The 25,874-nt window shown below is 61.8% G+C and carries 19 protein-coding genes and 1 pseudogene; 4 read left to right on the top strand and 16 right to left on the bottom strand.

Translation table 11 applies throughout. The annotated features are described in order from the left end of the window. Positions 1–43: 43 nt before the first annotated feature. The 14 genes and pseudogenes from ACB031_RS01600 to ACB031_RS01535 form a co-directional block, all read right to left on the bottom strand. Entirely contained in the window at positions 44–1,693 is a 1,650-nt protein-coding gene (locus ACB031_RS01600; protein ID WP_371138869.1) for a diguanylate cyclase domain-containing protein, read from the bottom strand. Continuing rightward, complete coding sequence (locus tag ACB031_RS01595) at positions 1,693–2,169, bottom strand: hypothetical protein (RefSeq protein ID WP_017764539.1); 477 nt, start codon at positions 2,167–2,169, stop codon at positions 1,693–1,695. The genes ACB031_RS01600 and ACB031_RS01595 overlap by 1 nt, the downstream gene beginning before the upstream one ends. 85 nt (positions 2,170–2,254) lie before the next feature. Continuing rightward, positions 2,255–3,046 (bottom strand): annotated as a pseudogene (gene cobB, locus ACB031_RS01590) (Sir2 family NAD+-dependent deacetylase); the annotation flags it as partial. Positions 3,047–3,112: 66 nt separating this feature from the next. After that, a complete protein-coding gene (locus ACB031_RS01585; protein ID WP_371138868.1) occupies positions 3,113–3,712 on the bottom strand; it encodes a GNAT family N-acetyltransferase in 600 nt (199 codons plus the stop codon). A gap of 3 nt (positions 3,713–3,715) precedes the next feature. Further along, complete coding sequence (locus tag ACB031_RS01580; protein WP_371138867.1) at positions 3,716–4,963, bottom strand: response regulator; 1,248 nt, start codon at positions 4,961–4,963, stop codon at positions 3,716–3,718. Between the two features lies 1 nt (position 4,964). Next, positions 4,965–8,909, bottom strand: coding sequence for an ATP-binding protein (locus ACB031_RS01575; RefSeq protein ID WP_371139112.1), 3,945 nt, complete (start codon positions 8,907–8,909; stop codon positions 4,965–4,967). A 54-nt stretch (positions 8,910–8,963) separates the two neighbouring features. Continuing rightward, positions 8,964–9,260, bottom strand: a complete 297-nt coding sequence (gene ihfA / locus ACB031_RS01570; protein ID WP_005300715.1) for an integration host factor subunit alpha — start codon at positions 9,258–9,260, stop codon at positions 8,964–8,966. A 3-nt stretch (positions 9,261–9,263) separates the two neighbouring features. Beyond that, the gene (gene pheT, locus ACB031_RS01565; RefSeq protein ID WP_371138866.1) at positions 9,264–11,651 is read right to left on the bottom strand and encodes a phenylalanine--tRNA ligase subunit beta; all 2,388 of its coding nucleotides are present in this window, start codon (positions 11,649–11,651) and stop codon (positions 9,264–9,266) included. Positions 11,652–11,663: 12 nt separating this feature from the next. Then, entirely contained in the window at positions 11,664–12,647 is a 984-nt protein-coding gene (pheS, locus tag ACB031_RS01560; RefSeq protein ID WP_371138865.1) for a phenylalanine--tRNA ligase subunit alpha, read from the bottom strand. 316 nt (positions 12,648–12,963) lie between these two features. Further along, entirely contained in the window at positions 12,964–13,320 is a 357-nt protein-coding gene (rplT, locus tag ACB031_RS01555) for a 50S ribosomal protein L20 (protein ID WP_005300683.1), read from the bottom strand. Positions 13,321–13,335: 15 nt separating this feature from the next. After that, complete coding sequence (rpmI, locus tag ACB031_RS01550; RefSeq protein WP_005300673.1) at positions 13,336–13,533, bottom strand: 50S ribosomal protein L35; 198 nt, start codon at positions 13,531–13,533, stop codon at positions 13,336–13,338. A gap of 86 nt (positions 13,534–13,619) precedes the next feature. Further along, positions 13,620–14,150 carry a translation initiation factor IF-3 gene (gene infC, locus ACB031_RS01545; protein WP_185219337.1) on the bottom strand — a complete coding sequence of 177 codons (531 nt, stop codon included), beginning with the start codon at positions 14,148–14,150 and terminating at the stop codon, positions 13,620–13,622. A 21-nt stretch (positions 14,151–14,171) separates the two neighbouring features. Beyond that, positions 14,172–16,100: a threonine--tRNA ligase gene (gene thrS, locus ACB031_RS01540; protein ID WP_005300655.1), complete on the bottom strand. Its 1,929-nt coding sequence runs from the start codon at positions 16,098–16,100 to the stop codon at positions 14,172–14,174. A 236-nt stretch (positions 16,101–16,336) separates the two neighbouring features. After that, complete coding sequence (locus ACB031_RS01535) at positions 16,337–16,924, bottom strand: tetratricopeptide repeat protein (RefSeq protein WP_201891555.1); 588 nt, start codon at positions 16,922–16,924, stop codon at positions 16,337–16,339. 174 nt (positions 16,925–17,098) lie between these two features. Between ACB031_RS01535 and ACB031_RS01530 the strand changes: the two genes are divergently transcribed. Then, on the top strand, positions 17,099–18,154 hold the full coding sequence (locus ACB031_RS01530) for a PA0069 family radical SAM protein (protein ID WP_371138864.1): 1,056 nt from the start codon (positions 17,099–17,101) through the stop codon (positions 18,152–18,154). Between the two features lie 36 nt (positions 18,155–18,190). On the opposite strand, the gene ACB031_RS01525 is transcribed toward ACB031_RS01530, so the two are convergent. Next, positions 18,191–18,358 carry a hypothetical protein gene (locus ACB031_RS01525; RefSeq protein ID WP_005300645.1) on the bottom strand — a complete coding sequence of 56 codons (168 nt, stop codon included), beginning with the start codon at positions 18,356–18,358 and terminating at the stop codon, positions 18,191–18,193. Positions 18,359–18,555: 197 nt separating this feature from the next. Then, the gene (gene gyrA / locus ACB031_RS01520; protein WP_371138863.1) at positions 18,556–21,303 is read right to left on the bottom strand and encodes a DNA topoisomerase (ATP-hydrolyzing) subunit A; all 2,748 of its coding nucleotides are present in this window, start codon (positions 21,301–21,303) and stop codon (positions 18,556–18,558) included. 201 nt (positions 21,304–21,504) lie between these two features. Between gyrA and ubiG the strand changes: the two genes are divergently transcribed. From ubiG to nrdA, 3 genes are all read left to right on the top strand, one after another. Further along, positions 21,505–22,221 carry a bifunctional 2-polyprenyl-6-hydroxyphenol methylase/3-demethylubiquinol 3-O-methyltransferase UbiG gene (ubiG, locus tag ACB031_RS01515; protein ID WP_005300640.1) on the top strand — a complete coding sequence of 239 codons (717 nt, stop codon included), beginning with the start codon at positions 21,505–21,507 and terminating at the stop codon, positions 22,219–22,221. Beyond that, positions 22,221–22,907, top strand: coding sequence for an HAD family hydrolase (locus tag ACB031_RS01510; RefSeq protein ID WP_371138862.1), 687 nt, complete (start codon positions 22,221–22,223; stop codon positions 22,905–22,907). The genes ubiG and ACB031_RS01510 overlap by 1 nt, the downstream gene beginning before the upstream one ends. A 644-nt stretch (positions 22,908–23,551) precedes the next feature. Next, the gene (gene nrdA, locus ACB031_RS01505; RefSeq protein ID WP_026139081.1) at positions 23,552–25,819 is read left to right on the top strand and encodes a class 1a ribonucleoside-diphosphate reductase subunit alpha; all 2,268 of its coding nucleotides are present in this window, start codon (positions 23,552–23,554) and stop codon (positions 25,817–25,819) included. Positions 25,820–25,874 lie beyond the last annotated feature (55 nt).

Here is a 25,874-nt window from a genome sequence, read left to right as displayed (position 1 = left end):
TGCTGCGTTTTGTCTCTGGCAGGTTCAATACCGCTCTTTGTGCTCAGGCCAACTGCCTTGCCTCACTACCCGCCAGCACCTGCAGTTGCACCAGCCCCAGTCGCCGGGCCAGCGGCTGCAACAACTCGCCATGTTCATCATCCTGCGGCAACCAGTAGCGCACAGGCCAGCCGGCCGCCAGCTGCGCCGGGGTGGCGCTGCCAATGTCTCTGAGCGCCAGGGTGCAACCCTGCTGCCGCAATCCCGCCTGCAAGGCAGTATCCGGTTGCAGTGCCGGCACCAGCAGCACCAGCGGCGTGCGGGATGCCCCCGGCAGACAGGCCAGTACTTGGGCCAGCTGAGCCTGATTGTCGAGCGGGATCAACAGCACCCGACCATCGCCACGCAGCGTCTCGTGCGCCTGCAGCAGCCGGGCCAGCACTGGGCCCAGCACACCGCACTCCTGCAGCCAGCGTATATGACAGGGCGTGCCCTGCTCTTGCCAGTAGAGCGCCAGTTGCCACAGGCCGTTGCCCTGTTCATCCGTCATCGCCTGCAGTGCCACCCGCAGCGGCGCCGGCTCGCGTCCGGCCAGCCAGTCGCGCAGCTGATGCAGCTGGTGCTGGGTCAACTGCAACTGCTGCAGCATGGCCGGCGCAAACCAGCTGATGTCCCCCTCCTGGCTGCGCTTGGCCTGATTGAGGGCCAGGATGGCCTGATCCAGCAGTCGGCCGGCATCCTGCTGCTGCGCCCTGGCCACCCCGAGCCGGCAGGCCAGCTCGAAGCTGCACTCCCGGGTCACGAACTCGAAGTGGAGCAGGCTCATCAGCTGGTGGATACGCGCTTCCAGCGTCCCGTCCGCCGTGGTCAGCACCACGGCGAACTCGTCACCACCGAGCCGGTAGGCGTGACTGCCGTGGGCCTGCTGCAGCTTGTCGGCCACCGTCTGCAACAGCCGATCACCGACCTGATAGCCGAGCAGATCATTGACCTGTTTGAAGCGTTTGAGGTCGAGCACCACCAGGGCGCTCGCCTCGCCGGCATGCAGGGCGCGGGAGAGCTGCTCCTGCAGGGCCCGGCGGTTGCCAAGCCGGGTCAGGGGGTCGAGCAGGGCGAGCCGGCGATTCGCCAGGTTGGCACGAATGAGGGCGGCCACCAGGGCGCCGCCGGTCAGCAGCAGGATCAGCTGCCAGATCTGCAGCCAGAACAGGCTGCTGCGGATCTGGCTCACCGAACGTTCCCGCTCCTGACCGGAGAGGATTTGGTTGCCTATCTGCTCGATGAGCCGGGTCTGGCTGGCGATCGCCTCCTGCAGGCGGGCGAGTTGGGCCCCTTCCCGCAGCTCCCCTGCCGCCATCTGGGGCTCGAGCCGCTTGATCTGCTCGAACAGTCCGGCCAGCGCCCTGCCAAGCCCGTGCCGCTCGCGCGCCTCGGCGGTTTCACTGCTGATGAGAAAGATGTCGAGCCGGTTCCACAGCAGATCGTAATCGAGGCTCAGGGTCTCCATCTCCACTTGGCCGACCCGATAGAGCCGCAGATCGGCGAGAAAACGCTGGGATTCGAGCATCACCTGGCTGATGTTCCAGTGGATGTTGCGATAGAAGGTGTCGACCAGCTGCTCCTGGCGATGCTGCAGATAGAGGCTGCTGCCCGACGAGAGCAGAAACAGCAGCGAGACCGCCACCAGCAGCAGTTTGTGGCGGGATAGCCCCATCAATCGACGATCTCGATGCGGGTCACCTGCCACACCATGCAGTTGTGGATGGCGGGCACGTCCAGTTTGGGATAGCTGGTAAACGGAATAAGCAACCAGAGCGGCCCCTTGTTGCGCCGGGTCAGCGGCTTGCCGTCCTCCGCACGCACCAGGGTCAGCGGCACGCCGTCGAACAGGGCCAGATCCACCACCTGTTGATAACCGTTGAGGGCCGAGACGGCGATCTTGCGGGCATCCTGGATCCCTTGCGCCGCCAGCACGGTTGCCAGGGTCGGCCCGCGATAGTGGTGGGAACCCTGGGTCCAGGGGGTGGTGGTGGTGAACTCGGTTTGTGGCAGGGCGGAGAGGGTCGCCTCATCAAGGGCCACTTGCTGGCCATCTGGCAACACCAGGGTCATCAGGGAGGCCTGTGCCGATGCGCCGGCACAGGCCAGCATCAGGAGGGAAAAAGCGATCCATTGCTTGAGAGTGATCATGTAAGTTGCGCCAACTGCGTCCCATTTTTTGGCTGCCAGTGTGGCGATTTCACCGGTTCATTGCAACTGCGCTGATGCACAATAGCTAGGGGCCGCGCATCTCCATCCAGTTGTGCCCCTCGATCTGCGCCGGCTGGTGGACACCGCAGCGTTGCAGCAGCTCATCCACATAGGCCGGCACCAGCAGGGAAGCCGGACCGTAGCGCTTCTCGTCAAACTGGCTGCCCACTTCGCTCGGCTCCAGGTTGAGCTCTATGGTATGGGCTCCGTTCAATCCCGCTTCGTGCACGAAACCGGCCGCCGGATAGACGGCGCCAGAGGTGCCGATGGAGATGAAGAGATCGCACTGGGCCAGCGCGCTGTAGATGCGATCCAGCCCGAGCGGCATCTCGCCGAACCAGACCACGTGCGGGCGTAGCGGCTGGGGAAACTGGCAGCAGGTGCACAGCTCCTCCTGATGGAGATCGCCGCGCCACTCGATCACCTGGCCCGAGCCTGGGCAGCGCGCCTTGAGCAGCTCACCGTGCATGTGGATGAGGTTCTTGCTGCCGGCGCTCTCATGCAGGTTGTCGATGTTCTGGGTCACCAGGGTGACGCAGCCCGGCAGCAGGCGCTCGAGCCGGGCCAGCGCATAGTGGGCCGGATTGGGGTGAATGTGGGGTTGCTGCAGCTGATGGCGGCGAGAGTTGTAAAAGCCCTGTACCAGCTCAGGAGCCCGGGCATAGCCCTCCGGCGTCGCCACATCCTCCACCCTGTGCTCCTCCCACAGACCGTCACAGGCGCGAAAGGTCTTGATGCCCGACTCGGCCGAGATCCCGGCACCGGTAAGAATGACGATGTGTTTCGCTGACTGCACCATGACTGACTCCCTCTGGCTAGCTCTCTGGCTGACCTTAGCACAGGGTGAAAAACCGGCCTATTCGCCCTTGGTCTTATGATGCGGTTACAGGGTGTCGAGCACGCTCAAATCGAGTCGCACGAACACCAGCTCCCGCCCCGTCACCAGGGTGAGCGGCAGGCCCAGCCCGCGCAGCAGCGACAGCATGGGGCGATTCTGGGGCAGCACCTCCGCCGTCCATTCGCGGATCCCCTCGCCGCGCGCCAGCAAGGCCAGCGCCAGCAGGATGCGCCGCCCCGCCCCTCGGTGCTGGAAGTGATCGGCGACGATGCAGGAGAACTCGGCCCGATCCGGGTGCAACCGCCGCCGGATGGACTGGGCCTGGGCCAGCGGCCGCCCCTGACCGTCGGTCAGCAGCAGGCCGATCTGGTGTTCCCTGGGGTAATCGAGGAAGAAGGCGAGCTGCTCGTCGCTCAACCTCTGTTTGGCGCGCATGAAGCGCAGGTAGACGCTCTGCTCGCCGAGTTCGTCATAAGCCGCCCGGATGCGGGCGGGATCGGCCCCAGCCAGCTCCTGCAAACGGCAGGGAACGCCCCCAACCTCCATCATCAAGGGCAGGTCGGCGCGGGTACGGGGATGAAGCCAGCCGGCCAGGGAACGCCGCAGCCGGGCTTCGTCCGGCGGCCAGCAGAGGTAGCGGGCCACCCTCTACCAGCGCCCCGCCATGCCGCGATCGCGCCACAGGTTGTGGTCCAGCAGATTGAAGGGGTCGTCCAGATAGAGGGAGATGCCAAGCTCCCGGGCTCGGTTGATGAAGCGCCCCAGCAGTGAGTCCGGGGTCATGGCCTCCAGGCTCGGCAGCAGGCTCTGCCCCAACAGCAGGTGCTGCAGCGGCATCCGCTCCAGCAAGTCGAACGGAATGTGCTGATCGTTGTCCAGCAGCAGGGCGAGCCGTGCCCCCGCCAGACTGGCCTGCAGCACCAGGGCAAAACGCTCCGCCTGGCTCAGCAGGTGGTCGCGCCGGTGGATCAGCAGGGTGAGCTCGCCAGGCTCCCTGCCCCGCTGGACGAGCCACTCGCGCACCAGCTCCCAGCGCGGCGGCAAGCCGGTCACCGCCAGCCAGATGGGCAAGGGTGACGGAGGATCGGACAAGAGCCCGAGCAGCCCCTTCTCCTCCCCCTGCCAGGTGCGGATGGTACGGCGCAGTCCGCTCAGGCGGCGCTGACGCTGCGGCCCCAGATAAAGCCCCTTGAGCAGGCTCAACAGATCGTCGGCCAGCAGCGGCTTGGCCAGGGCCGCCAGCACGTTGAACCCGGCATCGTGCAGCAGGCGGCGGGCGCCGTCGATCAGGGTCTGGTCGTGGGCGGAGAGCAGCACGATGGGCAGGCCGCTGTGCTGGTACTGGGGCTGGCTCATCAGCAGGCTGATGGCATCCTGATCCACCAGGCTGAGATCGCTCACCAGCAGCTTGATCTCGCCACCGGCCAGCGCCTTGATGCAGGCATTGCCATCCTGCACCCACTGGCAGGGCAATCCCAGTCCCCTGATCTCCTGCTGGATGTGGGCCCCCTGAAACGGGTGATCCTCCAGCAGCAACACCTGGGTCTGGGCCAGCCACTCCTGCCACGCCAGATAGCGGCCATTGACCCCCGCCAGCCAGTCATCGGTGAGGCGATAGATCCCCTCCGCCTGCGCCGTCAGTTGCGGCAGGTAGTCGGCACCGGCGTGGGAGTCGGGATCGAACAGGGCGATCGCACCGGCGGCAAACAGTCCTTCCCACTGCCAGCAGGCATCTGGCCGGGTGCGGCGCAGGGTGGCAAATTCCGGCAGTTCGACGGCTTTTGCCGCCCGATAGGCAACCCCGTCCAGGGCATAGATGGTCACGGGGTGGAACAGGCGCTCATCCGTCTCTTCCGAGTTCAGCAACGCCAGTAACTCTTCATCTGTGATGATCATGTCAGAGCCTCTCACGTAGTCGCCGGCACACCTCGTCCAGAGCTTGCCGCAGCGGGGGTAGCAGGGGTTGCCGTGGATCCCGTTTCCACTGTTCAATCACCTGGACGAGCGGGGTCGCGCCCACCATTTTGGCGGCCCCCTTCATCTTGTGTAAAGCCGCTTCCAGTGCCATCTCGTCTGCTTGTGTGACACAGCGCTCAATGTCGGCCAGATCCTGGCCGGTCGCCTCCAGATAGAGGGAGATAAGCTCGGGGGTGAGCAGCGGCATCTGGGCTTCTGACCAAGAAGCAGGCGCTGCCGCCTTCTGCTCCGGGTTCGGCTCGGGTGCGGGGTCCCCCAGAGTGCGCAGCAGATTGGCGAGATCCTTGAGCAGCAGCGGCTTGTCCAGATGACCGCGACAACCGCAGCTGGCCAGCTGCGCCGCCGCCGGCTCGCTGAGATCGGCGGTGATCACGTAGGTGGGCAGATGTTGCCAGCGCGGGGAGTCACGCAGTCGGCGGCAGAGCTCGGCCCCGTCCATCACCGGCATCTGCAGATCAGTCAGCACCAGATCGACCGTCTCGTGCTGCAGCATGTCGAGCGCCAACTGGCCGTTGGCCGCGCTGATCACCTGGGCCCCCAGCTGGGTCAGCTGCATGCTGATCAATACCCGGTTCACCTCGTGATCTTCAACCAGCAGCACCCGCATCCCCTGCCCCGGCAACGTGATCATGCCCTGGGCAGAGGGCACCAGCCGCGGCTGCATCAGGCTGACCACGGAGCCCGGCACCCAGGGTTCGCCCTGCCAGTCCCAGTAGCGCAGCCCCTGTTCATCCTGGCGGGCGCTCAGTACCGGGCCGGCCGGATCGTCCGGCAGATCGAGCTCGCCGAGCCAGGGCAGCAGATAGTCCCGCTCCGCCCCGTCGAGTGCCACATGGACGCTGCTCACCCGCGGGCGCCAGCGCGGCATCTCCTGCAGCAGTACCAGCGGCAATGCACAGGTGAAGCGGCTGCCGCCGGTCGTGCGCGGCTCGACCCGGATCTCGCCCCCCATCTGCTCCATCAGCTGGCGACAGATGGCAAGCCCGAGCCCGGTCCCCTGCGCCCGCGGCTGCCCCTCCTCCCCACCCTGTTCAAAGGGCAGGAACAGGCGCGGCAGCAGCTCGGCACTGATGCCGGGCCCCTCGTCATCCACCCCGCAGAGCAGCTGGGTGCCGTCCCGGCGGGCCCACAGCACCACCTCGCCACGGCTGCTGAACTTGATGGCATTGGCCAGCAGGTTGTGCAGTACCTGCTGCACCCGATGGGGATCCAGCTCCACCTGGGCGGGCAGCCGGTGATCCAGATCCAGCCGCAGTTGCAGCCGCTTGGAGCGGGCCTTGGACCAGTGCACGGCAGCCACATGCTCGCACAAGTCCACCAGATCGGTGGGCTGGGGCGAGAGCGCCAGCTGCCGGTTCTCGTTGCGGCTGAAATCGAGCACGTCGTTGAGCAGGCCCAGCAGCTCATCCCCTGCCTGCCTGACATGGGAGAGCGCAGAGTGCTGCTCGGCATTGAGGGGGGTGTGGCTGATCCACTCCAGCAGCCCCAGGATGGCGTTCATGGGGGTGCGAATTTCGTGGCTCACCGCCGCGAGGAAACGCCCCTTGGCCAGCACGGCCTGCTCGGCCCGTTCATGGGAGGCCTGCAGCGCCTGCTCCTGCTCGACCCGCACCGTCACATCCTGCACCACACCGTATACCCGCCACCCCTGCTCGGGCAGGCTGCGCCCCCGGCCGTAGAACTGCAGCCAGCGGGTACCCTTGAGCGGATGCTGGTAGCGCAGGGCATAGGAGAAGGGCTGGCCGGCCTGCAGCATCTCGCGCATGGGCTGCTGCATCTCGACCTTGTCCTGCGGTGCCAGCCGTCCCAGCGCTTCGCCCGGGTTGCGACGGATCTGCTGACTGGCCAGCCCCAGCAGCTCATAGCTGCCGCGGCTGATGAACTCCACCTGACGGATCCCCTCCTCGTGCAGTAAGAACTGGATCACCACGCCGGGTACCGTGTTGGTCAACGCCCGCAGGCGCCGCTCGGCCTGGCGCAACAAGCGGGTGCGCTCGCGCAGGGCACTGATGTTGGAAAGCGCGATGAGATCCCCCGCCGGCGACTGCTTGCCGAGCTGGAGCGGGATCTGGGCGTAGGAGTAGACCTGATCGCCCAGCGCCATCTCCCCCTCGCTCTCTTGTAACTGGGCCTGCGGCAAGTGCAACTCCGCCAGGTAGCGGGCCTCCAGCCGCTTGGCCTGCTTGTTACGCTTGATGATCTCGCCCTGATTGTCCCGCAGGAACACGGGCACCGGCAGCGCCTGGAACAGGGACTCCCGGAACTGGCTCTCCAGTGCCAGGGTCTGCTCCATCTCCTGGCGCTGACTTACCTCCCGGGCCAGCTGCTGGCGCGAGCGCCAGATCAGCCAGATGACACCGGCACTGATCAGCAGCGCCAGCAACACCGAACCCAGCCAGATCCCGTAGCTGACCCCGGCCTGCTGGGTCAGTACCAGCCGGTGCCAGCGCAGTTTGAGATCGTCATTCTGCTTGCCGGTGAGGGTCATCAGACTCTGCTCCATCACCCCGGCAAGCCTGGGGCTGTGCCGACTGATGGCAAACCCCAACCCGAAGCGCTGCGGCAGCTCCCGCACCTCCAGCCCGTCCAGCTGATTGTTGCGAAGCGGGTATTGCAGCTGATAGAGCTCGGCCATCATGGCGTCGGCCGCGCCGCTCTGTACCGCCGCGATCCCCGCTGCCAGGGTGTCGCTCTTGCGCCAACGATGCGTGCCCTCCAGGCGAGTCAGCATCTCTTCGTCATAGAGGGTGGCGGGCACCACTATCCTGCCCTTGACCGCCGCCAGTGTCTCGAACGGCTGCGTCTTGCGGCTCACCAGGGCATAACGGCTGACCGCCATGATCCGGGTGAAGTCGAAGGCAGCGGTCAGCGCCGGCGTCTCCAGCAGGCCGACCATCATGTCCGCCTCGCCGCTTCGCAGCTTGGCCAGCGCCTCTTCCCGGCTGGTGGTGGGGATCACGTGGAAGTTGAGCCCGGTCTGCTGGCTCACCAGTTTCAGCACGTCCGCGCTCCACCCCTTGAGATCGCCCTGCTCGTCGAGGCCGCTGTAGGGCATCAGATCCGGGTTGACCACCAGCTTGATGGCGCTGGAGGTGCCGACCAGCCAGGCCTGCTCCTTGTCGGTGAAGTGGAGCGGGTTGATGTCCTGTTCCCCCTGCGCCAGGTAGCGGTCGAGATCCTGATAGAGGGAGCCCGGCGGCAGGTAGCGGATGGCGGTGTCGATCAGTTCGCGCAGTGCCGGTTTGTCCCGCATCATCAGCCGGTAGCTCACCACCAGCTCGTCGCTGCGCAGGCGGCGCAGCCGCAGCCCGGTATCCGGGTATTCGCGCATCAGGTAACGCAGCTGCAGGTAGTCGCCGAGGTAGGCCGTCCCCTTGCCCGCCGCCAGCGCCGCGTACCAGTTGTCCGCCTCGGTCAGGGGTTGCTGGGTTGAATGGGGATAGAGGGCACGCAGTACCTCGTTCGCCTGCCAGATGGGCGAGACCAGGAACCTGGCCTGCTTCAGCTCGCCGCGATAGAGAATGGCGGACTCGGCCTCCAGCATGGCACGACTGAGCGCCATCCCGGGCAGGGCCTCCAGAGAGGGGCCCACGTTGGGAATGAGATCGCAGCGCCCCTCCAGCAATCCGCTGCGCACGGCAGACCAGTTGGGCAGCTTCTGATAGATGAGCGGAAAGGGGAGCTGTTCGGCCAGTCGCTCCATCTGATCGACCAGCAGCCCTCCCGACTCATCGAGATAAGGCGGTCTGATGAGCGCCGGATAACAGATGGTCAGCGACTGGGTGGCATCGGCAAATGCCTTGGCGGTCGTGGAGAGAGGCAGATCCATCGCCTGCAGTGGCGCGGCCAGCAGCAGACCTAGCAAAAGACTGGTTTTTATCATGAAAAAGTAAAAGCCAGGCGGTTGCCTGGCTTTTTGTCACTCGTTGGGTTCAACATTTTCGACCCTGGCCTTGAGTTTCTGACCAGGGCGGAAGGTGACCACCCGCCGGGCGCTGATGGGAATATCTTCGCCGGTTTTCGGGTTACGTCCTGGACGCTGGTTCTTCTCACGAAGATCAAAGTTACCGAAGCCTGAAATCTTGACTTGTTCACCACGCTCAAGCGCTTGTCTGATCTCTTCAAAGAAGGCTTCCACCATATCTTTGGCTTCACGCTTGCTCATCCCGAGCTGGGTGAACAGGTGCTCTGCAATGTCGGCTTTGGTAAGCGCCATAGATCAATCCCTCAAGGATGCATTCAACTCTTCACCAAGGGCCCGCACGACATTGTCTACGGTCTCGGCAATCTCTTTCTCCTCCAGAGTGCGCTGGGTGTCTTGCAGAACAAGACTGATGGCCAGGCTCTTCTTGTCCTCGGCCATACCAGCACCCTGGTATACGTCAAACAAGTTTATTCCAACTACCTGATTTCCGCCAACTTTTTTAATTACTGCCAGCACATCGCCGGCCAGAACCTCAACATCAACCACCACGGCGATGTCGCGACGGTTGGCCGGGAAGCGGGAAACTTCGGCTGCAACCGGCACCTTGGCCGGGGTCAGCTTGTCCAGCTCCAGCTCGAACATCACGGCGCGGCTCTTGAGGCCCAGCTTCTTCTCGAGGCTCGGGTGGATCACGCCGATATGGCCGATGACTTCGCCATTGCGCAGGATCGCCGCGCTCTGGCCAGGGTGCAGGGCACTGTGCTCGGCACGCTCGAAGGTGAAGGTGGCGCCTTCGGCGGTCAAGTCCAGCACAGCTTCCAGATCCCCTTTCAGATCAAAGAAGTCGGCAGCGCGGCTCTTGATGTCCCAGTGCTCGTCGCTCTGGTTGCCGGTGATGATGCCGGCCAGCATGGGCTCCTGACGGATGCCGTTCTCGGCATTTTCGTCCTTGATGAAACGCAGGCCCTGCTCGAACAGACGCACCCGCGGCTGCTGGCGGTTCTGGTTGTAAACCACCGCCTGCACCAGACCCGGGAACAGAGAGACACGCATGGCGGACATCTCGACCGAGATCGGGTTCGGCAGCACGATGGCATCGCTCTGCGGGAACAGGGTCTGCTGAGCCTTGGGATCCACGAAGCTGTAGGTGATCGCTTCCTGGAAGCCGCGATCGACCAGCAGGTCGCGCACCCGCTTCAGGGTCACCTGCCCTTCTGCCTGCTCGACCATCGCGAGGGATGCGGCGGGTTTGAGGTTCGGGATGTTGTTGTAGCCGTAGATGCGGGCCACTTCCTCGATGAGGTCTTCCTCGATGGCGATATCGAAACGCCAGGAGGGAGCCAGCGCGGTCCAGCCGTCGGCGTCCACGGTCACCTGCATGCCGAGGCGAGTCAGGATCTCGACCACCTGCGCATCCGCCACGCTGATGCCGATCACCTTGTCGAGCTTGCTACGACGCAGCTTGATGGGGGCAGCCTTGGGCAGATGATCATCGGATTTGACCTCGATGACCGGACCCGCTTCACCACCGCAGATATCCAGCAGCAGACGGGTGGCACGATCCATCACCTTGGCCTGCAGCTCAGGGTCGACGCCGCGCTCGAAGCGGTGGGAGGAGTCGGTGTGCAGACCGTAGGCACGGGCACGGCCGGTGATGGAGATCGGCGCGAAGAAGGCGCACTCCAGCAGGATGTCGGTGGTGGTCTCGGAGACACCGGTGCGATTGCCGCCGAAGATGCCGGCCATGCAGGCAGGACCCTTGGCATCGGCAATCACCAGAGTGGTCTCTTTGAGCTTCACTTCGTTGCCATCGAGCAGGGTCATGGGCTCGTCGGCCTTGGCGCGGCGCACCACCAGTTCCCCTTCAAGCGTCGCCAAGTCGAAGGCGTGCATCGGCTGACCGTATTCCAGCAGCAGGTAGTTGGTGATGTCGACGATGGCGTCGATGGAGCGGATACCACCACGGCGCAGCTTCTCCTGCATCCAGAGCGGGCTCTGGGCGTGCAGGTTCAGCCCCTTGATGACACGACCGAGATAACGGGGGCAATCGGCCGGCGCTTCAACCCGGATCGGGAAGCTAGCGTCGATGGTGGCAGCAGCAGGGGTCCAGGTCGGCTCGACCACGTCAACGCTGTTGAGCACGCCGATTTCACGGGCCAGACCCGCGATGCCGAGGCAGTCGGCACGGTTCGGGGTCAGATCCACGTCGATGCTGACGTCGTTGAGCGCCAGGTAGTCGCGGATATCGGTGCCGATGGGGGCGTCAAGCGGCAGCTCGATGATGCCATCGGCCTCGACGTCGATACCCAGCTCGCTGAAGGAGCAGAGCATGCCGTGGGACGGCTGGCCGCGCAGCTTGGCTTTCTTGATGGTGAAATCACCCGGCAGGGTCGCCCCTACCTTGGCCACGCAGACTTTGAGGCCGGCACGGCAGTTCGGTGCACCGCAGACGATGTCCAGCAGCTCTTCTTCGCCCACGTTGACCTTGGTCACCCGCAGCTTGTCGGCGTCCGGATGCTGGGCGCACTCGACCACTTCACCCACCACCACGTTGTTGAACTGGCCAGCCACCGCTTCCACGGCGTCCACTTCCAGACCAGCCATGGTGATTTGCTCAGCCAGTGCGTTGTCACTCAACTCGGTGCGGACCCACTCCATCACCCAGGATTTACTGAATTTCATGTTCTCTCGCCCTTACTTGAACTGCTTGAGGAAGCGCAGGTCGTTTTCGAAGAAGGCACGCAGGTCGTTGACCCCGTAACGCAGCATGGTCAGGCGCTCAACGCCCATGCCGAAGGCAAAGCCGGAGTATTTTTCCGGATCGATGCCGACCGAACGCAGCACGTTCGGGTGCACTATGCCGCAGCCCAGCACTTCCAGCCACTTGCCGTTTTTGCCCATCACGTCCACTTCGGCACTCGGCTCGGTGAACGGGAAGTAGGAAGGACGGAAGCGAATGGTCAAGTCTTCCTCGAAGTAGTTGCGCAGGAAGTCGTGCAGGATGCCCTTGAGCTCGGTGAAGCTGGCATGCTCGTCAACCAGCAGGCCTTCGACCTGGTGGAACATCGGGGTGTGGGTCATGTCGTAGTCGTTACGATAAACGCGGCCCGGCGCTATGATGCGGATCGGCGGCTGCTGATGTTCCATGGTGCGGATCTGCACGCCCGAGGTGTGGGTGCGCAGCATCAGATCAGGATTGAAGTAGAAGGTATCGTGATCGGTACGCGCCGGGTGGTGAGCCGGGATATTCAGCGCATCGAAGTTGTGGAAGCCATCTTCAATCTCGGGACCCCGGGCAACCTTGAAGCCCATTTCGCCAAACAGGCGCTCGATGCGCTCGATGGTGCGGGTCACCGGGTGCAGACCACCATTCTCGATGCGGCGGCCCGGCAGGCTGACGTCGATGGTCTCGGCGGCCAGCTTCTGGTTCAGCACGGCAACTTCGAGGGCTTCACGACGCCCGTTCAGGGCATCCTGAACCTGCTGTTTGGCCTGGTTGATCACGGCGCCCGCGGCGGGACGCTCTTCAGCGGACAGGGCGCCCAGGCCCTTCATCTGCTCGGTAAAAAAGCCCTTTTTACCCAGATATTTGACCCGGATTTCGTCAAGGGCGGCGATGTCGCTTACGCCCTCAATTTCGGCCCTGGCTTGGCCGACTACTTCTTCAAGCTGTTGCATGTCTTCCTCGTCACCACTCCCGGTACAGGAGCCTTTAGGCTAAATAAGGTCAAGAGGGGAATAATACAAAAAAAGCCCCTTCACTGACCATAGTTAAGGTGCCCTTTTCTCCCTAGAAATCATTTTGTTATCAAGTAGGGCTTCGAGCCGGACCTGCTTCTTCTTTGCGATTGGGTACACAATTTCAGTTTGATGGCATATTGAGCCATATGTATGGCGATCATGATGGTAGAGTCATCACTGCCTGCAAACGACAAATGACAGACAACAAAAAAGGAGGCCTGAGCCTCCTTTTAGCATTTATAACAGAACCGGATTAAACCAGAGCTGCTTTGGCCTTTTCAACCAGGGCGGTGAAAGCCAGCTTGTCGTGAACGGCGATATCGGACAGGATCTTGCGATCGATCTCGATGGAAGCCTTCTTCAGACCGTTGATCAGACGGCTGTAGGACAGACCGTTCTGACGGGCTGCTGCGTTGATACGAGCAATCCACAGTTGACGGAACTGACGCTTTTTCTGGCGACGGTCACGGTAGGCATACTGACCAGCTTTGGTTACCGCTTGTACCGCTACGCGGTAGACACGGGAACGGGCGCCGTAGTAACCCTTGGCGGCTTTCATTACTTTCTTGTGACGAGCGCGAGCGGTCACACCACGTTTAACTCTTGGCATTTTTCACATCCCCCCTTATGCGTACGGCAGACAAGCGACAACACGTTTGTGGTCGGCAGCGGAAACAAAGAACTTCGGTCCCAGCTGACGCTTACGCTTACTGCTCTTCTTGGTCAGGATGTGACGCAGGTGGTTGTGCTTGCACTTGAAGCGACCTGAGCCAGTCTTCTTGAAGCGCTTTGCGGCGCCCCGGTTGGTTTTCATCTTCGGCATTTCATACTCCGCATTGTGAGTGACAACAAAATCGCAAGGCGAACCGACTCATGGGGCTGGCCCCATGAGTCAATTTCTTGTGGGCCTTAAGATTTCTTCTTGGGTGCGAGGACCATCACAGCTTGACGGCCTTCGACTTTCGGGAACGATTCGACTACGGCCAGCTCTTCCAGGTCGTTCTTGACGCGCTCCAGAACCTTGATACCAAGATCCTGGTGGGCCATTTCACGACCACGGAAGCGCAGAGTGACCTTTGCCTTGTCCCCGTCTTCCAGAAAGCGAACCAGGTTGCGTAGTTTTACCTGATAGTCGCCTTCGTCGGTGCCAGGACGGAATTTGATTTCCTTGACCTGGACGACTTTCTGCTTTTTCTTCTGTTCTTTGGTGGTTTTGCTCTTTTCGTAGAGGAATTTGCCGTAATCCATGATCCGGCAAACGGGCGGCTCAGCGTTCGGACTGATCTCGACCAGATCCACTCCGGCCTCAAGGGCCAAGTTCAGAGCATCCTGGATGGAGGTGATGCCAATGGCTTCACCATCCAGGCCAGTCAGACGAACTTCTTTCAGACGGATCTCTTCGTTGATCCGGTGAGCGCGGGCTTGCGGTTGCTTGCCCAGTTTTTTTCCGCCTTTTATAGCTTATTCCTCCACTTTCTTTTGTCCGCGGGTCTGAACTTCCTGGGTCAACAGAGCAATCAGCTCTTCAACAGGATAAGAGCCCAGGTCAGCCCCTTTACGGGTACGTACTGCAATCTTGCCGGCTTCTACTTCTTTATCGCCGCAGACCAGCATAAAAGGTACCCGCTTCAAAGTATGCTCGCGGATTTTAAAGCCAATCTTCTCATTTCTCAAGTCCGCTTTTGCGCGAAGGCCCGCATCATTCAATGCTTTGGCTACTTTCACCGCATAATCGGCCTGATTGTCGGTAATATTCATGACCACGGCCTGGGTAGGTGCCAACCAGGTCGGGAACAGTCCGGCGTACTCTTCGGTCAGGATCCCGATGAAACGCTCCAGCGAGCCCAGAATGGCGCGGTGGATCATCACGGGGACGTGACGTTCGTTGTCTTCGCCCACATAGGTGGCACCCAGACGGCCCGGCAGGGCAAAATCGAGCTGCACGGTACCACATTGCCAGGCACGGTCAAGGCAGTCATGCAGGGTGAATTCGATCTTGGGACCGTAGAAGGCCCCCTCGCCCGGCTGCAGGTCGTACTTCAGACCGTTCAGCACCAGCGCTTCGGCCAGTGCGGCCTCGGCGCGATCCCAGGCTTCGTCGGAGCCGATACGCTGTTCCGGACGAGTGGAGAGCTTGACCACGATGTTCTCGAAACCGAAGGTGCCGTAGACGTCGTAGACCATGCGGATGCACGCAGACACCTCTTCCATGATCTGCTCTTCGGTACAGAAGATGTGGGCATCATCCTGAGTGAAACCCCGTACCCGCATCAGGCCGTGCAGTGAGCCTGACGGCTCGTTGCGGTGGCAGGAGCCGAACTCGGCCATGCGCAGCGGCAGGTCGCGGTAGGATTTCAGGCCCTGGTTGAAGATCTGCACGTGACCCGGGCAGTTCATCGGCTTGATGGCGTACTCGCGGTTCTCGGACTGGGTGGTGAACATGGCCTGGGCGTACTTCTCCCAGTGACCTGAACGCTCCCACAGCACGCGATCCATCATGAAGGGACCCTTCACTTCCTGATAGTCGTACTCTTTGAGCTTGCCGCGGATGAAGGTTTCCAGCTCGCGGAAGATGGTCCAGCCATCGTTGTGCCAGAACACCATGCCCGGCGCTTCTTCCTGCATGTGGTACAGGTCGAGCTGCTTGCCGATCTTGCGGTGGTCGCGCTTGGCGGCCTCTTCCAGACGCTGCAGATAGGCCTTGAGCTGCTTCTTGTCGGCCCATGCGGTACCGTAGATGCGCTGCAGCATCTTGTTGTTGGAGTCGCCGCGCCAGTAGGCGCCGGACATTTTCTGCAACTTGAAGTGGTGGCAGTGACGCATGTTGGGCACGTGCGGGCCGCGACACATGTCGATGTACTCTTCGTGATGATAAAGACCTGGCTGGTCATCACGGGCAATGTTCTGATCCAGGATCTCGACCTTGTAAGTCTCGCCACGGGCTTCGAACACATCGCGTGCTTCCTGCCAGGAGACCTTCTTCTTGACGACGTCGTAATCCTTGGCGGCCAGCGCCAGCATGCGCTCTTCCAGGGCAGCCAGATCTTCATCAGTCAGGGTGCGGTCGAGATCGATGTCGTAGTAGAAACCATTGTCTATGACGGGACCGATGGCCATCTTGGTCTGGGGCCAGAGTTGCTTGATGGCATGACCCAGCAGGTGAGCACAGGAGTGGCGCAGAATGTCCAGACCTTCTTCGTCTTTGGCGGTGATGATGGCCAGGGAGGCATCGGCTTCGATCAGCTCGCAGGCATCCACCAGTTCACCGTTTACCCGACCGGCAATGCACGCCTTGGCGAGACCGGGACCGATGTCCGCGGCCACGTCCATGACGGAAACGGCGTGGGCAAATTGACGTTGGCTGCCATCAGGCAGAGTAATGATTGGCATTGTGTGTTTCCTTATACAGTGGTGCCCCCTACCAAAGGGCACATGCGGGATGGAAAGATTCATTCAAAAATGGGTGATGTTCTGGCTCTCCACAGCACTTTGCGAAGACGCCCCGTGACGCAAACAACCCGTTCAACGTCGCAAGACAAACCAAAAACCGGACCATGCTACCAGAAGTAGGCGGGGCTGTATCGGGTTTGCTGAGATTTTCTACAACCAGATGAACCGCTTGGAGGTTATTCCCCTAGCAGGGGCTGCCAGTTGAAATCGAACGTGGAGCTCCCCTCCTGGGCCAGTTCCAGCTCCTGCAGCACCTTGAGCGCCAGCTGGTTGCCCTGCCTGGCGGCCTGATAGAGCCACTCCTTGGCACGGGGCAGATCGACCCGCCCGCTGACCCCCATCAGATGCAGCACCCCCACCTTCAGCATGGCGGGCACATCACCGTTCCTGGCCGCCAGCTCCATCCAGTGAAACGCCTCGCGCAGATCCCGCTTCACCCCGGCGCCCCGCAAATAGAGCTCCCCCAGCCGGTACTGGCCGAAGGCGTCCCCCGCCTGCGCCGCCTGACGATAGAGGTTGATGGCGCGTTTCATATCCTGCTCGCTCCCCTGCCCCATTTCATGGCTCCAGCCCATCAATGCCTGCGCCCGTGGCTGGCCCTGATCCGCCAGCGGCGACCAGATCCGTGTTGCCTCATCGAAGTGGCCGGTGCGCCAGGCGCGGTTGGCCGAGGCCAGCTCCTGCTCGGTAGAGAGCGGGATCAGGCGCCAGATAACCAGCGCAATGACGGCGATGAAGAGCCAGCGGTAGGTGATGGGTGCCATGATGATTTCCGTGATCCAGTTCGCATTTCGTCTATGTAAACGAAATGTAGCGCCGCGATCAAGCAAGAGATCCTTTTGACATGCTTTTTATGGCGGGATAGGTCGGCAAAACTTGCATTCGGCAATGAGGGTCAGCATCATAGCTGTATATATAAACAGTGTTGGTGCAGCACCATGGCAGGACGAGGTAGTTCCCACAACGTTGATCACCGTTTCAGCGGCCAGCGGGTCGATGCGGTCGACGACGGCTGGTCCCAACCCGAGTGGGAAGCGGCATTTGCCGCCAGCGATCCCCGCACCGAGGTGACGGAGATCAGCGCCCGCAGCATCATCAGTTACAACAGTTCCCCCGATGTCCCCTTCGGTCGCTCCATCAATCCCTATCAGGGGTGCGAACACGGTTGCATTTACTGTTATGCCAGACCAAGCCACGCCTATCTCGAGCTCTCCCCCGGCCTCGATTTCGAAACCCGGCTGTTCGCCAAGCTCAATGCCGCCGAGCTGCTGCGCCGGGAGTTTGCCAGACCCGCCTATCAGCCGCAGACCATAGTGCTGGGGGCCAATACCGACCCTTATCAGCCCATCGAGCACCACTATCGCCTCACCCGCCAGTTGCTGGAAGTGATGCTGGCCCATCGCCATCCGGTGGGGATCATCACCAAGAGCGCCATGATATTGCGCGACCTCGATCTGCTGACGGAGCTGGCCCAAGAGGGCCTCTGCCAGGTGATGGTGTCGGTCACCACCTTGAATGAAACCCTGCGGCGACAACTGGAGCCAAGAGCAAGCACGGGGGCCGGCCGGCTCAAGGTGGTGGAGAAACTGGCCCGCGCCGGCGTGCCGGTCGGCGTGCTGGCGGCCCCCATGATCCCGCGGCTCAACGAACCCGAGCTCGAGCAGATCATCAAGAGCGCCGCCGAGGCCGGCGCCCACTGCGCCGACTATATCCTGCTGCGACTGCCCCACGAGCTGGCACCGCTGTTCAGTGACTGGCTGGAACAATACTACCCAGGCCAGAAGGAGGCGATCCTCAACCAGCTGCGAGCCAGCCGGGACGGCGCCCTCAACAGTCCCGCCTTCGGGACCCGGATGCGGGGAGAAGGCCAGTTTGCCGATCTGCTGGCCCAGCGCTTTCGCTTGATCGCCAAGCGGCTCGGGCTCGGCAAGCGCCACTTTCAACTGCGCCAGGATGCCTTCATCCGCCCGGGCGAGCAGCTGCGGCTGTTTTAATTCCCGTCATGACGCCAGCCCGTGGGCATGACCAAGTCAGCCTCGGGGGCGCACTCCTGCAGCGCGCTCGCGGGCAATCAGCTCGACCGGCAGCCTCGCCGGTTCATGGGCCACTTCCAGCTCCTGTTCGTGCTGCGCCTCGTCCCTCCCGGCTTCGCCCCATACCCGGCTCCACCAGATCTCCCACATCACCCAGCTGGTCATAAGATGCTCCTGTGCGGCAGAGGCGCCGTTGTGATCGCCGACGCAGGCAAGATGCCCTGCCCCCATGACAGAGGCATGACGCCCCGATGACATCTCGGTTGCCGCTCTGGCGGCAGCCTGGCTGGGGCAGCTAACGGCGGGCATAAAAAAAGAGCGACCTGAAGGTCGCTCTTTCGTATCGGGAAAAGGGGGAACGATTACTCGTCGCCCGCCTCCCCTGCATCGACAGCACCGGTGTCTGCGGCGGTATCGGTGCCTTCAGACACCTCACCCTCGACGGCCAGTACCTCGGTTTCCTCTTCGTCGCTCTCGGCAACGCGCTGCAGGCCGACCACGGTTTCGTCTTCACCGGTACGGATCAGACGCACACCGCCAGTGTTGCGGCCGATGACGCTCACCTCGGCAACGCGAGTACGTACCAGGGTACCACCGTTGGTGATCAGCATGATCTGGTCGGTATCTTCGACCTGGATCGCATCGATCACCTTGCCGTTGCGCTCGTCCACCTTGATGGAGATAACGCCCTGGGTACCACGGCTCTTGGTCGGGTATTCGTCAAGCGCGGTGCGCTTGCCGTAACCGTTCTCGGTGGCGGTGAGGATGGCACCGTCGCCACGGGGCACGATGAGGGAGACCACCTTGTCACCGGCGCCGAGCTTGATGCCGCGCACACCGGCAGCGGTACGACCCATGGGGCGTACGCCCTTGAAGGTGCCCTTGCTTTCGGTGCCTTCGCCGTTGTCGCTGCCATCATCGTCGTTGCCGGCGTCGTCGTCGGTGTCGACTTCGTCAGTGGCATCGGCATCAGCGCGACCGCTGCCTTCCGCGAAGCGAACAACCTTGCCCGCATCGGAGAACAGCATGATCTCGTTGCTGCCATCGGTGATGTCCACCCCGATCAGCTCATCACCCTCTTTGAGGTTGATGGCGCGAATACCGGAGGAGAGCGGACGGCTGAAGTCGGACAGGCTGGTCTTCTTCACGGTACCGTTGGCGGTGGCGAAGAACACATACTTGTCGGCGTCATATTCCTTGACCGGCAGGATGGCGGTGATGCGCTCACCCTCATCCAGCGGCAGCAGGTTGATGATCGGACGACCGCGGGCGCCACGGGACGCCTCCGGCAGTTGATACACCTTGAGCCAGTAGACCTTGCCACGGGTGGAGAAGCACAGAATGGTGTCGTGGGTGTTGGCCACCAACAGACGCTCCACAAAATCCTCTTCCTTGATCCGGGTGGCCGACTTGCCACGACCACCGCGGCGCTGGGCCTCGTAGTCGGAGAGCGGCTGATACTTCACGTAACCCTGGTGAGACAGGGTAACGACCACGTCTTCCGGGGTGATCAGATCTTCGATATTGATCTCGGCGCTGGACATGCTGATCTCGGTACGACGCTCGTCGCCATACTGTTCGCGCACGGCCAGCAGTTCGTCACGGATCACTTCCATCAACCGCACCGGGCTTGCCAGGATGAACAGCAGCTCGGCGATGAGATCCAGCAGAGACTGGTACTCTTCCAGGATCTTCTCGTGCTCGAGGCCGGTCAGCTTGTGCAGACGCAGGTCAAGGATGGCCTGGGCCTGCTGCTCGGTCAGGTAGTAGTGACCCTCGCGGATGCCGAACTCGGGTTCCAGCCACTCGGGGCGGGCCGCGTCGTCACCGGCTTTCTCCAGCATGGCAGCCACGTTGCCGAGCTCCCAGCCTTTGGCAACCAGGCCCGCTTTCGCATCGGCCGGGGTCGCGCTGTGGCGAATGAGTTCGATCACCGGATCGATGTTGGCCAGCGCCACCGCCAGGCCTTCCAGGATGTGAGCCCGATCCCGCGCCTTGCGCAGTTCGAACACGGTCCGGCGGGTCACCACTTCACGGCGGTGCAGCAGGAACGCATCCAGGATCTCTTTGAGGTTCATCACCTTGGGCTGGTTGTTGTCCAGCGCCACCATGTTGATGCCGAAAGTGGTCTGCATCTGGGTGTGCTTGTAGAGATTGTTCAGCACAATCTCGCCGGACTCGCCGCGCTTGATCTCGATGACGATGCGCATGCCGTCCTTGTCGGACTCATCGCGCAGGGCACTGATGCCCTCGATCTTCTTCTCTTTGACCAGCTCGGCGATCTTCTCGATCAGGCGAGCCTTGTTCACCTGATAGGGGATCTCGTGGACGATGATGGTCTCGCGACTGGTCTTCTCGTCTACTTCCACCTCGGCCTTGGCGCGCACGTAGATGGAGCCACGACCGGTACGGTACGCCTGCACGATGCCGGAACGACCGTTGATGATGCCACCGGTGGGGAAATCCGGGCCGGTGATGTAGGTCATCAGCTCGTCGATGGTGAGGTCGCCGTTCTCGATCAACGCCAGACAGCCGTTGACTATCTCGGTGAGGTTGTGAGGCGGAATGTTGGTCGCCATGCCCACAGCAATACCGGAGGAGCCGTTGACCAGCAGGTTGGGAACCTTGGTGGGCATGACAGCCGGGATCATCTCGGTGCCGTCATAGTTCGGCACCCAGTCCACGGTCTCTTTGTCCAGATCGGCCAGCAGCTCGTGGGAGATGCGGGCCATCCGCACTTCGGTATAACGCATGGCCGCGGCGCTGTCGCCATCGACCGAACCGAAGTTGCCCTGACCGTCGACCAGCATGTAACGCATGGAGAAATCCTGCGCCATGCGGACGATGGTGTCATACACGGCAATGTCGCCGTGCGGGTGATATTTACCGATTACGTCACCGACCACACGGGCCGATTTTTTATAGGGCTTGTTCCAGTCGTTCCCCAGCTCGTTCATTGCATACAGAACGCGGCGGTGAACCGGTTTCAAGCCATCACGCACATCCGGCAGAGCTCGTCCTACGATCACGCTCATGGCGTAATCAAGATAGGAACTCTTGAGCTCTTCTTCGATGTTGACCGGCGTGATCTCTCTGGCCAGATCGCTCATAGAAAGCCTTAATCCCTAATTAGTTGTTCTTTGGCTTAAACAGCGCGACATGGTAACACACTGAGCCAAATATCTTAAGCCACAAATCCGGTAACAAGTCGGGCTGGTGTGACAAAGTCCGTCCGTTATAATGCCCGCCAGGACAACAGATTGCGCGCGCACTCCCCTGCCTGCGCGCCCTTGCCACAGGATCATCAAAAAATGCACAGTGATGCCAATGTCGATCTGACAGAAATCGCCAAATTCGAAGCCATCGCCTCCCGCTGGTGGGACATGGAGGGAGAGTTCAAGCCGCTGCATCAAATCAACCCGGTGCGCCTTGACTGGATCACCGACAAGAGCGGCGGCCTGTTTGGCAAGCGCATCCTCGACATCGGTTGCGGCGGCGGCATCCTCGCCGAGAGCATGGCCCGTCGGGGTGCCCAGGTCACCGGCATCGACATGGGCAAGGAGCCCCTGGGCGTCGCCCGCCTGCATGCCCTGGAAGCGGGAGTAGAGCTCGAGTATCGCCAGATCACCGCCGAGGCCCACGCCGACGAAGCCCCGGGTCAGTACGACGTGGTCACCTGCATGGAGATGCTGGAGCACGTGCCGGACCCCGCCTCCGTGCTGCGCGCCATCGCCACCCTGGTACGCCCGGGCGGCAAGGTGTTCGTCTCCACCATCAACCGCAACCCGAAAGCCTATCTGATGATGATCCTCGGCGCCGAGTACCTGATGAAGATGGTCCCCAAGGGTACCCACGATCACAAGAAATTCATCACCCCGGCCGAACTGTGTCGCATGGGTGAGGCGGCAGGCCTGCTGGTACGGGACATGAGCGGTGTCCACTACGCGCCGCTCTCCAACAGCTTCAAGCTTGGTCGCAACGTCGACGTCAACTACATGGTGGCGTTCGAGCGCCCGGAGCAAGGCTGATGACAACTCACCCTGCTGCGCCCCTTGGCTGCGTGCTGTTTGATCTGGACGGTACCCTGCTCGACACCGCGCCGGATCTCGGCGCTGCCGTCAACCATGTGCTGGTCAGCGAAGGCTTTGCGCCCCTCTCTGACGACATCATTCGTCAGACCACCTCTCACGGGGCCCTGGGGCTGCTCAGGGCCGGCCTTGGTGACGAGCTGCTGGAGGAGCTGGGCGCCACCCGCCTTCGCACCGCCCTGCTCGACTACTACGCGGCCAACCTCTGTGTCGGCACCCGCCCCTATGAAGGCATGGTGGATCTCATCGAGTGGCTCGACGAGAAAAAGCTGCCCTGGGGCATCGTCACCAACAAGCCGGGCTTTCTCACCGAGCCGCTGCTGGCGGCCCTGCCGGCGCTTGCCAGTTGCGGCGTCACCGTCAGCGCCGACACTCTGCCGGTGCGCAAGCCCGACCCCGCCCCCATGTTCTTTGCCTGCGAGCAGCTGGGGGTCGAAGCAGCTCACTGCCTCTATGTGGGGGATCATGTGCGCGACATCGAGGCCGGCCGCAACGCCGGCATGCGTACCGCCGTCGCCGGTTGGGGTTACCTCAATGACGACGAGGATCCCGCCCAGTGGGGCGCCGACCTTCACTTTGATACCGTGCAGGCCCTGCATCACTGGCTGCGCTACGAGCTGGATTAAGCCTTGCCTACCTGAGCAGTCGGGCAAGGCTGCCGTGGATACATATAGAAGTGGATGATCAGGGGGAGCTCCACGCTTGGGTTCTCCTGGATAACGCAGCAGGTGGATAACCCAAGAGATGGATATCAGACGCAGCTTTGCGACCATCCCTTGAGCTGAGCGGTGAAAATGACGCCCATCTGGTCACTCGCGCGGCAAAACGGAGGATCGGCAATTGATCCCCCGTTTTGCCGGTTTGACAAGCAGTGCGGCAGCGGGATCGGACACCTTTTGACCCTTGCTGCACAAGGGATAATCAGGCTGAATTTGCTAGTAAAAACACCCCGTTTTCGCAAGCAAAAAAAGTTATTTAAATTTTCCATGTTCGATCATCAGACTTGCATTTACCGGATCGGACGGATGAAAACCCGTTCGCTGTGAGCGTCCACTAACTCCATCGACAACACCCACAATTTATCCACAGCAATTGCCTTATCCACAGATTGCAAAGCCGGGCAGACCTCACTATCTTGTAGCTCGAATTCAAAATAACACTATATCTTGTGATTCATCGCACAATAGGTACCCACCTCCATCGCCCTACCCGGGCCGGAGGCCAACGCCGTGCGATGGTTTTTCGGGAATCAACTAAAGGTCATCAGCCAATGAACTTGTTTGTGACGAAGCGTAACGGCCACAAAGAACCCATCGATCTGGATAAAATTCACCGCGTGCTCGACTGGGCCGCCGAGGGTCTCGACAACGTGTCGGTCTCCCAGGTGGAACTCAAGTCCCACATCCAGTTCTATGACGGCATCCGTACCGCCGATATCCACGAAACCGTCATCAAGGCCGCTGCTGACCTGATCTCCGAGCAAAGCCCGGACTACCAGTACATGGCCGCCCGCCTGGCCATCTTCCACCTGCGCAAGAAGGCCTACGGCCAGTTCGAGCCGCCCCACCTCTACCAGCACGTCGCCAAGCTGGTGGACATGGGCAAGTACGACAAGCACCTGCTGGAAGACTACAGTCAGGCCGAGTTCGAGGAGCTGAACGCCCACCTCGACCACTGGCGCGACATGGACTTCTCCTACGCCGCGGTCAAGCAGCTGGAAGGCAAGTACCTGGTCCAGAACCGCGTCACCGGCGAAATTTACGAGAGCCCGCAGTTCCTCTACATCCTGGTAGCGGCCTGCCTCTTCTCCAAGTATCCGAAAGATACCCGTCTGGACTACATCAAGCGTTTCTATGATGCGGTCTCGACCTTCAAGATCTCGCTGCCGACTCCGATCATGAGCGGCGTGCGCACCCCGACCCGTCAGTTCAGCTCCTGCGTGCTGATCGAGTGCGATGACAGCCTGGATTCCATCAATGCCACCGCCAGCGCCATCGTGCGTTACGTTTCCCAGCGCGCCGGCATCGGCATCAACGCCGGTCGCATTCGTGGTCTTGGCAGCCCCATCCGTGGCGGCGAAGCCTTCCACACCGGTTGCATCCCCTTCTACAAGTACTTCCAGACTGCGGTGAAGTGCTGCTCCCAGGGCGGCGTGCGCGGCGGGGCGGCCACCCTGTTCTACCCGCTGTGGCACACCGAGGTGGAGAGCCTGCTGGTACTGAAGAACAACCGCGGCGTGGAAGAGAACCGGGTCCGTCACATGGACTACGGAGTGCAGATCAACAAGCTGATGTACCAGCGCCTGATCAAGGGTGGCGACATCACCTTGTTCTCCCCGTCCGATGCGCCGGGTCTGTACGATGCCTTCTTCGCAGATCAGGACAAGTTCGAAGAGCTCTACGTCAAATACGAGCAGGATCCGAGCATTCGCAAGAAGACCCTCAAGGCGGTGGATCTCTTCTCCCTGATGATGCAGGAGCGCGCCGGCACCGGTCGCATCTACATCCAGAACGTGGACCACTGCAACACCCACAGCCCGTTCGATCCGAGCGTGGCGCCGGTGCGTCAGTCCAACCTCTGCCTCGAGATTGCACTGCCTACCAAGCCGCTCAACAACGTGGATGACGAGGATGGCGAGATCGCCCTGTGCACTCTCTCTGCCTTCAACCTGGGCGCCATAGAGAAGCTGGAAGATCTGGAAGAGATGGCCGAGCTGGCCGTGCGCGCCCTGGATGCCCTGCTCGACTATCAGGACTACCCGCTCAAGGCCGCCAAGAAGGGCAGCATGAACCGTCGCACCCTGGGGATCGGCGTCATCAACTACGCCTACTACCTGGCGAAGAACGGTGCCCGCTACTCCGACGGTTCTGGTCTGGCACTGACTCACCGCACCTTCGAGGCGATCCAGTACTACCTGCTGAAGGCATCCGTGCAGCTGGCCCGCGAGTTCGGCCCCTGCCCGGCCTTCAACGAAACCACCTATGCCCAGGGGATCCTGCCCATCGATACCTATAAAAAGGATCTGGACAACCTGTGCAACGAGCCGCTGCACCTGGACTGGGAAGCGCTGCGCGAAGAGATCCGTACCGTGGGTCTGCGCAACTCCACCCTGACTGCCCTGATGCCGAGCGAGACCTCCAGCCAGATCTCCAACGCCACCAACGGCATCGAGCCGCCGCGCGGCCTGGTCTCTGTCAAGGCCTCCAAGGACGGCATCCTCAAGCAGGTGGTGCCCGAGTATGACCGTCTGAAGGATCAATACGAACTGCTCTGGAAGCAACCGAGCGTCGATGGTTACCTGCAGCTGGTCGGTATCATGCAGAAGTTCGTGGATCAGGCGATCTCCGCCAACACCAACTATGATCCCGCCCGTTTCGAAGGCAACAAGGTACCGATGAAGCAGCTGCTCAAGGACTTGCTGACCGCCTACAAATACGGCCTCAAGACCCTGTACTATCACAACACCCGTGATGGTGCGGACGATGCCCAGACCGATCTGCAAGATGACGGTTGTGCCGGCGGCGCCTGCAAGATCTGATGAACCGGGCGGGAGCGACAAGCTCCCGCCCTCCTGTTTCCCCTACTTCGCGATA

It is taken from the genome of Aeromonas sp. S8(2024) (assembly GCF_041403085.1).
Taxonomy (GTDB): domain Bacteria; phylum Pseudomonadota; class Gammaproteobacteria; order Enterobacterales; family Aeromonadaceae; genus Aeromonas; species Aeromonas dhakensis.
The sequence above is the reverse complement of the archived record's forward strand: the minus strand, read 5'-3'. Positions and strand labels throughout refer to the sequence as shown.

Excerpts from the sequence above, each read along its gene's own strand:
- pheS (WP_371138865.1), bottom strand. The coding sequence starts at position 12,647 with ATGCAACAGCTTGAAGAAGTAGTCGGCCAAGCCAGGGCCGAAATTGAG.
- pheT (WP_371138866.1), bottom strand. The coding sequence starts at position 11,651 with ATGAAATTCAGTAAATCCTGGGTGATGGAGTGGGTCCGCACCGAGTTG.
- rpmI (WP_005300673.1), bottom strand. The coding sequence starts at position 13,533 with ATGCCGAAGATGAAAACCAACCGGGGCGCCGCAAAGCGCTTCAAGAAG.
- thrS (WP_005300655.1), bottom strand. The coding sequence starts at position 16,100 with ATGCCAATCATTACTCTGCCTGATGGCAGCCAACGTCAATTTGCCCAC.
- ihfA (WP_005300715.1), bottom strand. The coding sequence starts at position 9,260 with ATGGCGCTTACCAAAGCCGACATTGCAGAGCACCTGTTCACCCAGCTC.
- ACB031_RS01530 (WP_371138864.1), top strand. The coding sequence starts at position 17,099 with ATGGCAGGACGAGGTAGTTCCCACAACGTTGATCACCGTTTCAGCGGC.
- ACB031_RS01525 (WP_005300645.1), bottom strand. The coding sequence starts at position 18,358 with ATGACCAGCTGGGTGATGTGGGAGATCTGGTGGAGCCGGGTATGGGGC.
- nrdA (WP_026139081.1), top strand. The coding sequence starts at position 23,552 with ATGAACTTGTTTGTGACGAAGCGTAACGGCCACAAAGAACCCATCGAT.
- ACB031_RS01600 (WP_371138869.1), bottom strand. The coding sequence starts at position 1,693 with ATGGGGCTATCCCGCCACAAACTGCTGCTGGTGGCGGTCTCGCTGCTG.
- gyrA (WP_371138863.1), bottom strand. The coding sequence starts at position 21,303 with ATGAGCGATCTGGCCAGAGAGATCACGCCGGTCAACATCGAAGAAGAG.
- ubiG (WP_005300640.1), top strand. The coding sequence starts at position 21,505 with ATGCACAGTGATGCCAATGTCGATCTGACAGAAATCGCCAAATTCGAA.
- rplT (WP_005300683.1), bottom strand. The coding sequence starts at position 13,320 with ATGCCAAGAGTTAAACGTGGTGTGACCGCTCGCGCTCGTCACAAGAAA.
- ACB031_RS01595 (WP_017764539.1), bottom strand. The coding sequence starts at position 2,169 with ATGATCACTCTCAAGCAATGGATCGCTTTTTCCCTCCTGATGCTGGCC.
- ACB031_RS01535 (WP_201891555.1), bottom strand. The coding sequence starts at position 16,924 with ATGGCACCCATCACCTACCGCTGGCTCTTCATCGCCGTCATTGCGCTG.
- ACB031_RS01580 (WP_371138867.1), bottom strand. The coding sequence starts at position 4,963 with ATGATCATCACAGATGAAGAGTTACTGGCGTTGCTGAACTCGGAAGAG.
- ACB031_RS01510 (WP_371138862.1), top strand. The coding sequence starts at position 22,221 with ATGACAACTCACCCTGCTGCGCCCCTTGGCTGCGTGCTGTTTGATCTG.